Source organism: Paenibacillus sp. S33 (assembly GCF_053615415.1).
In genome coordinates, this window is sequence record NZ_JBSIEZ010000001.1 from 1,468,825 (window position 1) to 1,483,608 (window position 14,784).

Here is a 14,784-nt window from a genome sequence, read left to right on the forward strand (position 1 = left end):
AATAGTTTTTGTCTAGTGCAACTTTTGTGTGGTCAAGCAAGTTAATCGTATTTTTGAAGCAATATGGGCATCGTATAAAGCCGAACACTAGAAAAAACCAAGCTATATCGCTCTGAGGGGAGCAGCTTGGTCGTTTTGGATTTTTTTAAATTGTTGTCCATCTTCCGGGTGAACGCTGCTCCATATTTATCAATTTCCTTGTAGTTATTCGGACTGAAACGATAAATAGTCCGGTGCAATCCTTTTTCTTCGAATTTACGCGTTTCAGAAAAGGCTTTATTCTCCAAGTTCGGAATCGGAAGCATTTTGGTCATTTCTACGCCTGTAAGCTTTTCCAACGCTTTGGTATAGGCCATCACATGGACTCCACCCCGCACCAACAAGTAGCCTACGATCTCGCGTACGACAGGGTTGTCAGTCATGGAAGTCTGAGCAGATACAATAAAATGATGCGAGTAAGCCTTCAAGACACATGTTGACGGCCCATCAAGCTAGGGGCTTATAACATATAGTGTAAACAAGGTGAGATGGAACTAAACGGTAAATGTACTGGTTAACAACCTTATTTCAAATGATTCATTTTGTGTAGTTCGTTTAAAGTACATACGAGAAGGAAATCATGTATTAACATGACGATAGATTCCTGCGGAAAACATATGATATAGAGAAGGAGAGATGAAATCATGGAAGCATTATACACAGCATCAGCAACGGTACATGGTGGAAGAGACGGTTCAGTCGCTTCATCTGATGGAGTTTTGAAGCATAAGCTCAGCACGCCGAAGGAACTGGGTGGCGCAGGTGGAGAAGCTACGAATCCGGAGCAATTGTTTGCGGCAGGCTATGGTGCCTGCTATGAGAGCGCATTGGCTAATGTGGCCCGGAAGGCTAAGGTGAAGGTAGACAATGTTGAGGTCACCAGCCACGTATCTATCGGCAAGGACCCACGCGATGGCGGCTTCCAGCTGGCGGTACGTCTGGATGTGAAAATACCCGGTATTGAACGCGCTCAGGCCGAAGATCTGGCACGCCAAGCGCATGATTTTTGTCCGTATTCCAAAGCAACACGCGGTAACATTGATGTCGAGCTTAATGTCATTTGACTGCATTTCTATAACTTTTACACTCTGGCCGCCGATTTATCGGTGGCTTTTGCACATAGATCTTGATTCGCTGAGATTTGTGACCATTTGACATCATCGCCAAAATTCATTAAGATGGCTTAGGTGATTCTGGTCATCAGGTACGAAACAAATTTGAAAAATACGGGTGATATGATGTCTTACAGACCGAATATTGTTAATTTCACGCTGGCTGGCAGCAACGAAAAAGAAGGGCTTTATGAGTTTAAAATGAGTTTGGCCGATGGAACGGAGTGCCGCGTTTTTTCTCAACGTAATCCGGAGTGGACCTTGACGAATATTAGTCGACTGCTAACGACGCCTTGCCCGGTATGCCATAAGGATTTTATCTGCAAGTGTATGGATAAGTTCCATGAGGAGTTTTTAGAGCAAATTAATACGAAACAGCTGTTTGAGAAAGCATTGAGCTAGTTTTTCGAACAGGTAAAGACTATACATTTCTAAACAAGCGTCGGATACTTTCGGCGTTTTTTTGTTTATATTCATATGGTTGCGTTGCTGGTATTCATGCCGTTGATTTTCTTGGAGGTGAAATGCATTTATGAACCAGACTGATCATGCTCATTCAGATCATTCCATTGTGTTGGTAGATGGGGTATGCCACTTTTGTCAGGGAGCTGCCCGCTTTATTATCAAGCGTGACCCTAAGGGAACATTTCATTTTGGTTCCCTGCAATCTGAGGCAGGACAAGACCTATTACGTGCAGGAGGACTATCTACAGATCAGCTGGATACGTTCGTGCTGATTGAAGACGGTACGTATTATACAAGGTCCACCGCGGCTTTGCGAATTGCCAAACGTCTTCGTTTTCCATACCCGCTGGCCTATGTGTTCATCCTGGTTCCCCGCTTTGTGCGCAACGCTGTCTATAACTGGGTGGCGCGTAACCGATATCGTTGGTTTGGCAAGGATGAAGAGGATCAATGTCAGATCCCCCCACCAGAAATTAGACAACGATTTTTTTAGTTGCTTTTTTAAGTTTCTTTTTTGGAGCGATGTCTACGAATTAGTAAGATCACAGCGATCACGATTAGTATCAGGCTCGTAACAGCTACATACACGATATGTTGTACATTGGGTACGTTAACAGACAATTTTAGCTCGTTAGATTCTAATGGAGCAATGTCCCAATACAGTGTTTTTCCGTCTTCCGACACACGGTCTGCATTATTGGTAGCAGGTTGGATGGGTAAGGATAGGCTGAAGTTAAGATCCAGCTGCCGCTCCAGTAATTTGCGCGCAAACACATTCATTTGCTCAAATTTGTCACTCAGTCCTTGAGCTTCTTCAGGAAGCATCCGTGGTAGATCGAGCTTCATGGTAAGATCAATATTCGTTGTGAAAAAATGTGGGCTCACAGCGCGCTTTATTTCTAATCCCTCAGGTAGATTTAATCCCTGACTGGGATTTTTTTTGTTTATGCTCCAATCTCCTTGATAATGCCCCTTGATTTGATATCCCTTTCTTCCCTGTTCAGCTAGCGGCTGTACATCTACATTGTTGCTTTGAATACGCTTGACTAATCGATCTAGCAGCCCGGGATTGTCCAACATCATCAGTGTCTGGTTGTTTACACTGAACGTTGCATCCAGATCTACACTTTGATCGAGATGAACATCTACATAGATGTCACCCCGAGCACAGGAAGTAAGGATAAGCAGACAACACATTAGCATAAAAATGAACAGTATTTTTCGTATTAGATTTTGCTGACGTTGGTTCCGATAAGGACTGTATCCAGTTTGCTTCATGACCTGCCCCTTCTTTAAATACGTTCTTTAATTTTACTATTGGATATCTTCTATATATTACACATTGGGAGAACGAAAATCGAACGGTAGAACGAAATACATAAGAATTATATTTTTTTAAAATGTTTCCCTAGGTAAAAACTTTAGTGTATACTCTAAAATATAGTATTGATAAAAAATAATTGAACTAAGGAAATAGTTTATCCCAAAACGAAGTTCAAAGGAGGATTTTAAAACATGAACAAGCAGTTTAGGAAGGCTTTGCCGCGATGGGTAACGACAGTTGGAGTATTGTCTCTAGCTCTGGTTCTAGCGACTGCATGTACCGATGCTAAGAAGAAGGAGCAGGGAACTGCGAGAGAAACAGGACAAAAAATAAAGGCTACGGCTACCATCGGTATGATCTCTGACATTGTCGGCAAGGTCGGCGGTAATCATGTGGAGGTCACGGGAATTATGAAGTCAGGCGTTGACCCGCATTTGTACAAGGCTTCTCAGGGAGATATGCGCAAGCTGGATCAGGCCGACGTTATTTTTTATAACGGGTTGCATCTGGAAGGAAAAATGCAGGACATTCTGGAGAAGATCAGCAAGCAAAAACCCGTCATACCCGTGTCCAAAAACATCGCACAGGATCAATTGCGTGCAGGTAGCCCGGAAATGGGATCTGAGCATGATCCACATATCTGGTTTAACGTACAGAATTGGATGTCTGCGGTAGAAACCGTCAGAGATGAATTGTCGGCGCTAGACGCTGTTCATGCGGAGGAATATAAGGCCAACGCAGAAGCCTATCTTACTGAGCTGCGAGAGCTGGATGATTACACGAGAGAGCAGATTGCCAGTATACCGGAAGCCCAGCGCGTGCTTGTCACGGCACATGATGCTTTCGGCTATTTCGGAGATGCCTACCACATTCAAGTGAGAGGACTTCAAGGTATGAGCACAGAATCAGAAGCGGGTTCTCAAGATGTGACCAAGCTGCGAGATTATCTGGTCGAACATAAAATCAAGGCTATATTCGTAGAATCTAGTGTTCCGAGAAAGGCCATAGATGCGGTTATTCAGGGGGCCGCTCAGCAAGGTCATACAATTATGGTTGGTGGCGAGCTGTATTCGGATGCCATGGGTGAAGAAGGCACAGAAGATGGCACATATATTGGAATGGTCAAGCATAACGTTAATACGATTGTTAAAGCTCTTAAATAAGGAGGAAAAGATACATGGGGCATTCACCACTTGTCGTTCGTGATTTATCGGTAGCTTATCAAAAAAAGCCCGTTTTGTTCGATGTTTCCTTTGAGGTGCCGGAAGGCAAGCTGATTGGTATTATCGGCCCGAACGGGGCTGGGAAATCTACGTTGATCAAGGCAGCGCTTGGACTGATTCCAAAGCTTAGGGGCGAGGTGCTGGTCTACGGCAAGCCCTATAAGCAACAGCTGCTCAAGGTTGGCTATGTACCACAGCGGGAGTCGGTGGATTGGGATTTTCCGACGAACGCATTGGATGTGGTTATGATGGGACGGTATGGCAGATTGGGCTGGTTTAAGCGTCCGGGTGCAGCAGATCGTCAGGCTGCGATGGAGAGTTTGGACAAGGTTGGAATGAGCAAATATGCAGACAGGCAGATTAGTCAATTGTCTGGCGGTCAGCAACAACGTGTTTTTTTAGCCAGAGCACTCGCGCAGGATGCTCAGCTTTATTTTATGGATGAACCGTTTGTCGGTGTGGACGCTGCAACAGAAAAAGCCATTATTTCGCTGCTCAACGATCTGAAACAGCAGGGTAAAACCGTACTTGTCGTTCATCATGATTTATCTACAGTCACGGATTATTTTGATCAGGTTATGCTGTTGAACGGGCATCTTATGGCGTTTGGAGAGACGACAGATATTTTTACCGAGGAAAATCTGCAGCGTACGTATGGCGGGCGTCTGAGTATACTCAAAACAAGCCCGGATTCCGGTACGATACTCGGAGTGAGGTGAGCAGTATGACAAGCTTGGCAACGCTTTTGACCGACCCGAATATGCAGTGGATTTTGCTGGGCTGTATTTTGCTCGGTTTAAGCAGCGGAGTGATTGGCAGTTTTATGTATTTGCGCAAGCAGTCGCTCATGGGAGATGCTTTGGCACATGCGGCTTTGCCGGGGGTATGTGTGGCTTTTATGATCACAGGTACAAAATCGGTGTTTGGATTTATGATTGGGGCCGCCATTGCAGGGATTGTTGCGACCTTTGCCATCAGTGCGTTAACCCGGTATTCACGAATTAAAAGCGATTCCGCGATTGCAGCGGTGCTGTCGGTATTTTTTGGCTTCGGCATTATGTTGTTGACCGAAATTCAGCATAGTGGCGCAGGCAACCAAAGCGGATTGGATAAATTTCTATTTGGTCAAGCTGCGGCAATGGTATTGTCTGATGTCTATACGATGGCGGTAATTTCGGTGGTACTCATCGGAATATGTATATTATTTTTCAAGGAATTTAAATTGCTCAGCTTTGATCCCGGCTTTGCCCGCGGACTTGGTTATCCGGCAGGTTTGCTGGATAAGTTGTTGATGCTAATGATTGTCATTGCAGTGGTTGCTGGCATTCAGGCCGTGGGAGTCATTATGATGGCTGCCCTGCTGATTACCCCGGCCGTGTCGGCAAGATACTGGACAGAGAAGCTGGGCGTCATGGTGTGCCTATCAGGCTTGTTTGGTGCTATAGCAGGCCTTGGTGGGACGCTCATTAGCTCTCTGGGGCAAAATCTGCCTACAGGACCGTTATGTGTGTTGTGTGCGACTGTGGTGTTTGGAATGAGCTTGATTTTTGCGCCGCAGCGCGGGATGATCTCCAAGGCTATCGTTCGGTTGAACGCCAGAAAAAATCTGGAGCAGACAGTCGGAACACAGCCAAGGGAGGAGCGTGCCCTATGAGTTCATTTTATGTAATTTTGACGGGAATGTTAGTGGCAGGGGGATGTAGTATCGTTGGGTGCTTTCTCGTGCTTCGAAAAATGGCTATGATCGGTGATGCAATCAGTCATGCGGTATTGCCGGGGATTGTCATTGCCTTTCTCATCAGCGGATCGAGGGATTCGGTGTGGATGATGTTTGGTGCGGCTGTGCTGGGTCTTCTAACGGTGTACCTAATTCAGCTATTCCAACAAAGCGGTCTGCAAAGTGATGCTGCCATTGGCGTGGTGTTTACGACATTGTTTGCTATCGGTGTTTTGCTGATCAGTGTGTTTGCTTCCAATGCCCATCTGGATATGGATCACGTTTTGTATGGGGAAATTGCTTATGTGCCATGGAATACGTTCGAGATTGCCGGTTTCGATGTCGGTCCGAGGGCTGTGTGGATTACGGGCGCGATGTTTTTGATCAATTTGCTCGTGATAGGGGGCTTTTTCAAGCAATTTAAAATCACTTCCTTCGACCCCGCCCTGGCAGCTTCATTAGGCATTCCAGTTGTTTTTTTTCATTATCTGCTGATGAGTCTCGTCTCGTTAACGACGGTGGCGTCATTTGAGAGCGTGGGTGCAATTCTGGTGGTTGGCATGCTCGTTGTACCGCCTCTTACCGCTTATCTGCTGACGGAGAAGTTGTCCCGTATGATTGTATACAGCGTCGGATTTGGAGCCATCAGTTCGGTCGTAGGCTTTTACACAGCAAGTGTATTGGATGCTTCTATTGCGGCATGTATGCTATGTGTATCGGGTGTGTTGCTGCTTTTGGCTTTTCTCTTTTCCCCGTCTCACGGTGTGATATGGCAAAAGTTATTTCAACAACGGGGGATCGTTGGCGAAGTTGGCGAAGATAGCAAGTGATTGTAGGAAGTGATCCCATATGAGTTACCCAAAATAGCGTGTATTCAGGCATAAGAGACCTGAATGCACGTTTTTTTGCGCTTATACTGCCCTGCGCGGCTTTTTTTGGAGCAAACTTGATTGATCATCTTGAATTGATTGGGACACGGGAGTACATTCATTACAACCATATAAGAATGAACGGAATGAGCGGTTACGCTGCGGGGAGGAACGAAAGTGGAGAGCTTCAAACGTAAATCACCAGAGGAAATACTGGATTCGATTAACAAACTGCATCGAGGCAGACTCAAAATATACATGGGTGCGGTCAGTGGCTCGGGCAAAACGTATCATATGCTGCAGGAGGGACAATCGTTGCAGCATGAAGGTATTGATGTTGTAATTTGCGCGGTCTCAACCATGCAGCGGCCTGTGACTGTGGAACAGGTCGGCACGCTGGAGCGCGTGCCTAGTATTCATTGGATAAAAGATGGTGAGGAGCAAAAGGATCTGAATGTGGAAGCTTTAGTGGCACGAAATCCCGAGGTGGTACTGGTGGATCATTTGGCACATCATAACCGGAAAGACGCCCCATTTCCAACACGGCTGGAGGATATTCGGTATTTGCTGGAGCAGGGAATTAGCGTCATTACGACGGTTAATGTTTATGAACTCGAAGGAATTACGGAGTGGGTATATCAGCTAACAGGCTTTGAAGCGGAATATACGGTTCCAGTTGATACACTGGAACTGGCGGATGAAATTCGTCTGATTGATGCCACCCCGGAGATGATTTTGGAACGGCTGGCGAAAGGCTACATGCATACACCCAATCCTGAGATGTTTCACCGGGGAAATCTGGGTAAATTGCGTGAGCTAGCCCTGCGATTGGTAGCAGAGGATGTGAACGATTCGCTGGAACGGCACCGAGAGGAGTTAGGCTTGCACGGGGCGTCAGGAGCGGCGGAGCGTATTTTGGTACCTGTTCAATATCATTGGAATGGGTCTATTTATGTACGTAGGGGAGAACAGGTAGCCAAGCGGTTGGGTGGAGATATGCTAGTGGTTTCCTTTGTCAGCTCGAAGCGCAGGCTGTCCAAGGAATCAGCAGCCTTCAAGCGTTCGATTGAGCAGTTGGCTGACAAGATCGGATCAACATTTGAAGAAATCCCGCTTTTTTCCCGCAGAAGGTTGCCTCGTCAACTGATTCATTATGCGGTGACGCACAATGTTACCCGAATTGTTATGGGGCATTCTCGGCAGACTCCGTGGCAGGAGCTGATGAAAGGATCGCTGGTGAACGGGATTTTAAAACGAATGAAAAATATGGATTTGCTGCTGATTGCGGACCGGGCCGAGCAGGAGGGTGAGCGAATCTTGCCAACAATGAGACAGGAAGAGGGAGATAATGATCCGTATCATCGTTTGAGCGTTGAGGAAGCACAGGCTGAGGCAGCCAAAATCCTGCGGGGCAAGCTCAAGGTATACATTGGCGCTGCTCCGGGGGTCGGCAAAACATACACGATGCTGAGAGAGGGGAATGATCTGCTGGAAAGCGGGATCGATGTAGTTATCGGACTGCTGGAAACGCATGGAAGAGCAGAAACATTGGCACAAGTAGGCTCTCTGGAGATGATTCCCCGTCAGTCCATTGAGCGTCATGGCGCACATTTGGAAGAAATGGACACCGAAGCCATTCTCAGGCGTAATCCCGAGGTGGTGCTTATTGATGAGCTGGCACATACCAACGTGCCCGGAAGTATGAGATCTAAGCGCTATGAGGATGTGCTTACCATTTTGGAACAAGGTATTTCTGTGATATCCACAATGAATGTACAGCATCTGGAGAGCCTGAATGATGCGGTAGAACAGATTACTGGCATACGAGTGAGAGAGACTGTTCCCGACCATATGATGCGTCTGGCCGATGAGGTACAGCTTGTGGATGTGGCTCCTAAATCGTTGCAGCAGCGTATGCGTGAAGGCAAAATATACGATCATGCGAAGGTGGAACAGGCACTTAGCCACTTTTTTAAACTGGGCAATCTGATTGCGCTGCGTGAACTTGCTTTGCGGGAATTGGCAGATGACGTAGATGAGCGGCTGGAATCCTGGGATCGACATGAATCACTTCGGGGACCGTGGCGCAGGGAGGAAGTAATCTTCGTAGGCGTGACGCTAAGTGAAAATGCTGAAAGGTTGATTCGCCGTGGTTTTCGTATCGCCTTTCGTCTGAAGGCTGTGTGGATTGTGACTTATGCTCATGTCGGTGAGCGTATACCTGAGAGACTGAACCCTCGTCTGGAACAACTAAAGCTGCTGACCCACCGACTGGGGGGGACCTTTGAGATACGGCTTGTTTCCAGCCGACGCGAAATTGCCGACATTTTGATTGCTCCGGTGGAAGGATATTCAGGTACACAGCTCATCGTGGGGCAGTTTTCCCGAAGTAGCCGTTGGGGTAAGTCTGCGGTTGTGCCAAGGATTCTCCGTCAAGCACGTCATATGGATGTTCTAATTGTGGCGGATTATGATCCAGATATTAAGCTGGAGGTAGATCATTAATTAGCCCAGTAAATTCATAAATAGTCATATGCTGGTTACCGATGGTTCGCTGCTTCCATAGTATATTCTATCTCAAAGAAATGGAGGCGAATTTGAATGTATAAACATCGTAAGCATGATTGTCATTTTCCAAAGCCAAAAAAACGTGTCTTTAAGAAGATCATTAAGGTGACTGTCATTAAGTTTAAACCTAAATTTAAACGTGATCACTGGAAACATGAAGATTTTGATAAGAAATGTCATTGCCGGAAACGTCGCCATCATCGCCATCATGACTGTCATCGTCGTCACCACAAATTCTACTAAGATGAAGATAGTAGGAGGCGGGGCTAGACTGCCCGCCTTCTCCTAGTACGAGGATTTTGGAAGATACTTGCACAAAAAATACTTGCTCTAATATAAGCGCTATGCTATTCTACCAGTAAATAGATTGCACGTGACGGAAGCACCGTTCACCAACCGTATGTACTTACGGATGGATGAACGGTGCTTTTTTGCGTTGTTGTGTTAGGGAAAGGGATGAGCGTTATGGTTCCAGTGAAAGTGGTATTGGCTGTAGAAGGCCGGGATTATATTGAGCCGCTGCTGAATTATGTTCACGGAAGCGAGTACGCCAGAAGGCTGAGAATAACGGCTTTTTCGCAACCGGAGGCATTTCATCAATACATGATGGAAACCAGCGGAATGAAAAGACCGGACGTGGTGGTTGGTGAAGCGGCTTTTTTGAATCTATGGACAGATAGGGAAGCTGCTGATATTCCTTGTTTGGTATTGCATGAGGGAGAACAAGTGAGCGAATGTGGACAGTCTTTATTAAAATATCAGCCCTTATCTGAGCTGGTCGGTTTTATTTTGGAAACGGCGAGACAGAAGTCGAACGGTCGGAAATGTGTAAACAGCCGGGAAGGTGGACTGATTATCGGCATGGTAGCAGCTTCCGGCGGACTGGGCAAGACAACGGCCGCACTCAATATGTCCAAACAGCTGGGGAGTGAGGGATATTCGGTATTCTATCTGAATCTGGAGACGGTGGATTCAAGCTCGTTGTTCACTGGTTCAGGCAGTGCTAGCGAAGCAGAAGGAGAAGGGCTATCCAGGCTGCTCTATGATCTCAAGGCGGAGGGGAATGAGGGCATTCCATTATCCGTGGCAGCCTATTGTGTTCGCCGCCCTGAAATTCAGGCGGATACTTTTCAGCCTGTTTATAATCGTAAGGAACTGACGGACATGACTTGTGATGAAGCGAAAGAACTGATTCGAACGGTTGCCGAAAGCGGACAGTATGATGTAGTGATCGTAGATGGCGATTCTGAAAAAGGTGACCGGGCTCAAGCCGTGCTTGAAGCTAGTCATAAGCTGATCTGGTTGCTGGCAGACGATTTAATGAGCATGCACAAGTGCGGATTATGGCTGGATGTTTTAGAAACCACGCAGCCTGAAGGGCTTGAAGATATGATATGCAAAACCAGCTTTGTGGTGAACCGCTATATGGGAACGATGATCAACTCGTTACCTCGTGACTTCATGGAGCTAAACGGAGCGTTACCCTATATACCTTCATGGAAGCAGATGCAGCACCGTGAGCTACTGCTTAGTTCACCTATTTATCAGCGGGAAATTCGTCATCTGTGCCACGAGCTGCTGAATGTGGACAGTGTAACACATCCGCCGGCCGTTTGGTCTTAAAAGGGGCTGATGAACATGAATGAGGAACGGTTTAAGGCATTGCGAGCAGATATCCGAAACGGGCTGGACGTAACGTCTTCGGTAAAGGATACCGATCTGGTACGGCATATTGAAAATCGAATTTTACACGATGTAGAGCTGGCGGGCTTAACTTCCCGTGAGAAGCACGCACTTGTCCGCAAGATTTTTAACTCTTTCCGTGGGCTAGATGTACTCCAGCCATTGATTGACGACCCGACCGTTACGGAAATTATGATCAACAGTCACCGCGAAATCTTTGTGGAGCGGGCTGGTGAGGTGATGCAGGTACCCGATCAATTTGAGTCCCGCGAGCGACTGGAGGATTTAATCCAGACGATTGTAGCCGGGGTGAACCGAATTGTGAATGAGGCTTCCCCCATTGTGGATGCCCGGTTAAAGGATGGGTCACGCGTAAATATTGTGCTGCCTCCAGTTGCTCTCAAGGGTCCGACGATGACAATACGGAAGTTTCCCGAGCGTCCTATGACGATGGATGACTTGATACGAATGGGTGCGCTGGATGCAGAAACCGCTGCTATGCTCAAGGACTTGGTACGTAGCAAGTACAACATTTTTATAAGCGGGGGAACGGGTTCTGGTAAAACAACTTTTCTGAATGCATTATCCCAGTTTATCCCGTCGTCTGAACGGATTATTACTATTGAAGACTCAGCAGAGCTACAAATTGTGACGGTCCCTAATCTGGTTTCCATGGAAACAAGGAATGCGAACACCGAGGGAAAGGGAGAAATCACAATTCGTGATCTGATTCGTTCCTCCCTGCGTATGCGGCCCAATCGCATTGTGGTGGGTGAGGTCCGGGGGAGTGAGGCGCTGGATATGCTGCAAGCGATGAATACTGGCCATGATGGAAGTTTGTCAACTGGGCATGCGAATAATATCCGCGATATGGTCAGCCGGCTGGAAACGATGGTGCTCGGAGGGGCAGAGCTTCCGCTTGGAGTAGTACGGCAGCAGATCAGCTCAGCTATTGATATATTCGTTCATCTGTCACGGATGCGCGACAAATCCAGACGAGTACTGGAAATTAGCGAAGTGATTGGTTTTGAAAATGGTGAGGTGACGCTTAATCCTCTTTATCGTTTTCAGGAACGAGGAGAAAGTAAGGGGCGAATCGTAGGAGATCTGGAACGTTGTGGCGAGGGTCTGCAACATACTTTGAAGCTGCAAATGGCCGGGATCAATCCGGAAAGCTGGCACAGGGGAGGAGTATCAGCGTGAAGTCAGGAAAAACGACTGCCAAGCAAGTATCACGTGAGGTCCCTTCTCTGCCAGATTATACGGTATATACATTATCGACAGTACAAAAAAGTCTGTGCATATTGTTTAGTGGCGTGCTGTTTGCGATGATCGGCTATCTATTTTATCACCAATGGATATTATCATTGCTGTGCGCTGCCGGGGCTGTGGTGACGCCTCGTTATTTTAGGCAATTTTTGCTGCAACGACGCAGGTCTGCTCTAAGCATCCAATTCAAGCAGGCTTTATATTCACTCTCATCTTCTCTTTCAGCGGGAAGGTCGGTGGAGAATGGTTTTCGTGAGGCTGTAGAGGATTTGAGATTGCTTAGTCCAGATGGAGATCACGACCTGATTTTTGAATTTAATATCATTACCGCCTGTCTTGAAATCGGACAGCCTGTAGAGGCTGCTTTGCAGGATTTGGCCCGTCGCGCGCAGATGGAGGATATTACGAATTTTGCGGACGTATTTGCGGCTTGCAAACGAACCGGAGGTGATCTGGTGGAAGTCGTACGACGAGCTTCAAATGTCATTGGTGAGAAGTTGGAAATTCAGCAGGAGATCGGTGTAATGATTGCGCAGAAACGTTTTGAATCGAGGGTTATGTTTGCGGCGCCTTTTTTGTTTGTATTGTTTATGACGATGACAGCGGGTGATTACATGATGCCCTTATACAGCGGTACAGGTATGATTTTATCAACCTTTTGTTTATTGGTGCTTGGTGGATGTCTTGTGTGGATCAACCACATTATGAAGATTGAAGTGTAAGGAGAGATGGGTGTGGTGATGTTGGTTTGTCTGGTCATGCTGGTTCTGCAAGTGGGAGGTTGGGTGGTGCTGAACCAGATGCATGGTGCTAAGTATGCGCATTTTCGCCATATGAAGCTGGAGGGACTGCGGCTGCAAAGACTTTCGGTCCCATTTGTACACATGATTCATGCTTCACGTGCTACTCACCGGCTGCCTTTGCTGATGTTCAAGCTCCAGCGTTCGGTGCAGAAGCTGTATGGTATGCGCAACAGCGGAGAAAAAACGATGCTTTTTCTGGCAGAAATGTTGGGTTACGGATATATGATGGCTGCTGGTGGAGCTTTAATATCGCTTATGCTGGGCGGGGATGCGACTGGGCTGGTGGTCGGATTGGGACTTGGTATTCTGGTACCCATCGCGCTGATCAAGGATTTACATGGGAAAGTACAGAAGCGAGATCAGCAAATTTTAATGGAACTGCCTGAACTGTTGAGTAAAATGATGCTTTTAGTAGGTGCAGGTGAGACGGTACAACGGGCATTGCTACATTGCGTGGAACGTAAAGGGACGGATACGGAACATCCGTTGTATCGAGAACTGAGGCAGACGGTGGCGGAATGGGAAAGTGGTTTTTCCTTTCAACAGGCATTTGAGCACCTGAGCAAACGTTGTGGTATTCAGGAAATGACGGTATTTACGACGACAGTTTTGTTGAATATGAGGCGCGGCGGGAGCGATTTCGTGATGGCTTTACGTGAGTTATCCCAGACGTTATGGGGCAAGCGGACTTCAATTAGCCGCACAAGGGGGGAGCAGGCTTCATCTAAGCTAGTATTCCCGATGGCGCTGATTTTGCTAACGGTAATTGTGCTGGTGGGCGCTCCGGCTTTAATGATGATGAATATGTAGGAGGAATACAACGATGATGACATTAGTAACAGGCAGTATTCGTAAATTGTACAAGGATGAGGATGGTCTGGGTACGTTAGAAATGATCCTGATCATTGCCATTCTGATTGCGGTGGCAATTATTTTCAAAGATCAGATCAAGAAAATTGTAGAAGGGCTTTTGAAAAAGGCGGATAAAAAAAGTAACGATTTTATGGATTCATAATGCTGCGCAAATTGGCACAAAAAGAGGACGGGAGCTTCTCCTTGGAAGCTTCCCTCGTCTTTCCCATTCTACTGCTGGTCATTTTTGTGATGTTATTTTTTTGCCTGTACATATATCAAAAATCTATATTGGTGCAGGTCGCTGCTACTGCTTCGGAAAGGGCCGCTTACAGTTGGGATAACAGCTTCAAGGACCCGCGTACGGGAGCATTTACACAAGGGCAACGGGATTCTCTCTATTGGCGCTTGAAGGATGATGTTATGCTAGGAGCCCTGTTTGGCTGGACCGGAGCCAACAATCAGGAAAATGTACAGGTGCCGGGCGGCAATGGGGGAGGCTCGTTACCTGCTCAAAAGCTGTCCAATGCAGAAAATAATATGCCTGCGGGCATGCAGGGGCAGATGACATATGAGAACAGTATGATTCACCGTAAGGTGACCACAAAGTTAAATAAGATAGTGAAGGTACCTTTGCTGAATCAGTTTTTAGATCAGACAGATTTGCAAGGGGAAATGAGTTCTGGCGTGGTCGAACCTGTAGAATGGATTCGTACGGTGGAGTTGGTCCGTTATTATGGTGCGAAGTTTATGGGCAGAGGATCAGGTGAAAAGGTAGATTCGGCAGTTGTAGGGAAAGTATTGATGCAATATGGTCAAAACGGTCAGTGAGAAGTAAGTAATGGGAATGTAACTGGAAA

Annotated in this window: 15 protein-coding genes and 1 pseudogene; 14 read left to right on the forward strand and 2 right to left on the reverse strand. The window is 46.7% G+C overall.

The window, feature by feature from the left end; genetic code table 11:
* Window positions 1-135: 135 nt before the first annotated feature.
* A pseudogene (locus ACWGXJ_RS06875) lies at window positions 136-422 on the reverse strand (manganese catalase family protein); the annotation flags it as partial.
* A 261-nt stretch (window positions 423-683) separates the two neighbouring features.
* Between ACWGXJ_RS06875 and ACWGXJ_RS06880 the strand changes: the two are divergent.
* The 3 genes from ACWGXJ_RS06880 to ACWGXJ_RS06890 all read left to right on the forward strand — a co-directional run bounded on the left by ACWGXJ_RS06880 (window position 684) and on the right by ACWGXJ_RS06890 (window position 2,109).
* The gene (locus ACWGXJ_RS06880) at window positions 684-1,103 is read left to right on the forward strand and encodes an organic hydroperoxide resistance protein (RefSeq protein ID WP_061829570.1); all 420 of its coding nucleotides are present in this window, start codon (window positions 684-686) and stop codon (window positions 1,101-1,103) included.
* A gap of 123 nt (window positions 1,104-1,226) precedes the next feature.
* Window positions 1,227-1,553: a hypothetical protein gene (locus ACWGXJ_RS06885; protein ID WP_025722703.1), complete on the forward strand. Its 327-nt coding sequence runs from the start codon at window positions 1,227-1,229 to the stop codon at window positions 1,551-1,553.
* Between the two features lie 130 nt (window positions 1,554-1,683).
* The gene (locus ACWGXJ_RS06890; protein ID WP_452566449.1) at window positions 1,684-2,109 is read left to right on the forward strand and encodes a thiol-disulfide oxidoreductase DCC family protein; all 426 of its coding nucleotides are present in this window, start codon (window positions 1,684-1,686) and stop codon (window positions 2,107-2,109) included.
* An 8-nt stretch (window positions 2,110-2,117) separates the two neighbouring features.
* Here the strand turns inward: ACWGXJ_RS06890 and ACWGXJ_RS06895 are convergent, their stop codons facing one another.
* Window positions 2,118-2,894, reverse strand: coding sequence for a DUF3153 domain-containing protein (locus tag ACWGXJ_RS06895; RefSeq protein ID WP_452566450.1), 777 nt, complete (start codon window positions 2,892-2,894; stop codon window positions 2,118-2,120).
* 237 nt (window positions 2,895-3,131) lie between these two features.
* On the opposite strand from ACWGXJ_RS06895, the gene ACWGXJ_RS06900 reads away from it, so the two are divergent.
* The 11 genes from ACWGXJ_RS06900 (at window position 3,132) to ACWGXJ_RS06950 (ending at window position 14,755) form a co-directional block, all read left to right on the forward strand.
* Entirely contained in the window at window positions 3,132-4,103 is a 972-nt protein-coding gene (locus ACWGXJ_RS06900; protein WP_452566451.1) for a metal ABC transporter solute-binding protein, Zn/Mn family, read from the forward strand.
* 14 nt (window positions 4,104-4,117) lie between these two features.
* A complete protein-coding gene (locus ACWGXJ_RS06905; RefSeq protein WP_061829566.1) occupies window positions 4,118-4,882 on the forward strand; it encodes a metal ABC transporter ATP-binding protein in 765 nt (254 codons plus the stop codon).
* Window positions 4,883-4,887: 5 nt separating this feature from the next.
* On the forward strand, window positions 4,888-5,817 hold the full coding sequence (locus ACWGXJ_RS06910; protein WP_235307737.1) for a metal ABC transporter permease: 930 nt from the start codon (window positions 4,888-4,890) through the stop codon (window positions 5,815-5,817).
* Window positions 5,814-6,710, forward strand: coding sequence for a metal ABC transporter permease (locus ACWGXJ_RS06915; RefSeq protein ID WP_452566452.1), 897 nt, complete (start codon window positions 5,814-5,816; stop codon window positions 6,708-6,710). Before ACWGXJ_RS06910 ends, ACWGXJ_RS06915 begins: the two co-directional genes overlap by 4 nt.
* Window positions 6,711-6,926: 216 nt before the next feature.
* Window positions 6,927-9,254, forward strand: coding sequence for a histidine kinase (locus ACWGXJ_RS06920; RefSeq protein WP_452566453.1), 2,328 nt, complete (start codon window positions 6,927-6,929; stop codon window positions 9,252-9,254).
* Between the two features lie 528 nt (window positions 9,255-9,782).
* A complete protein-coding gene (locus ACWGXJ_RS06925) occupies window positions 9,783-10,940 on the forward strand; it encodes a ParA family protein (protein WP_452566454.1) in 1,158 nt (385 codons plus the stop codon).
* Between the two features lie 15 nt (window positions 10,941-10,955).
* The gene (locus ACWGXJ_RS06930) at window positions 10,956-12,203 is read left to right on the forward strand and encodes a CpaF family protein (RefSeq protein WP_452566455.1); all 1,248 of its coding nucleotides are present in this window, start codon (window positions 10,956-10,958) and stop codon (window positions 12,201-12,203) included.
* On the forward strand, window positions 12,200-12,991 hold the full coding sequence (locus tag ACWGXJ_RS06935) for a type II secretion system F family protein (RefSeq protein WP_254326496.1): 792 nt from the start codon (window positions 12,200-12,202) through the stop codon (window positions 12,989-12,991). Before ACWGXJ_RS06930 ends, ACWGXJ_RS06935 begins: the two co-directional genes overlap by 4 nt.
* Before the next feature lie 6 nt (window positions 12,992-12,997).
* On the forward strand, window positions 12,998-13,882 hold the full coding sequence (locus ACWGXJ_RS06940) for a type II secretion system F family protein (protein ID WP_452566456.1): 885 nt from the start codon (window positions 12,998-13,000) through the stop codon (window positions 13,880-13,882).
* Window positions 13,883-13,895: 13 nt separating this feature from the next.
* A complete protein-coding gene (locus tag ACWGXJ_RS06945; RefSeq protein ID WP_013309278.1) occupies window positions 13,896-14,087 on the forward strand; it encodes a Flp1 family type IVb pilin in 192 nt (63 codons plus the stop codon).
* A complete protein-coding gene (locus tag ACWGXJ_RS06950) occupies window positions 14,087-14,755 on the forward strand; it encodes a TadE family protein (RefSeq protein WP_250262031.1) in 669 nt (222 codons plus the stop codon). The genes ACWGXJ_RS06945 and ACWGXJ_RS06950 overlap by 1 nt, the downstream gene beginning before the upstream one ends.
* Window positions 14,756-14,784: the final 29 nt, after the last annotated feature.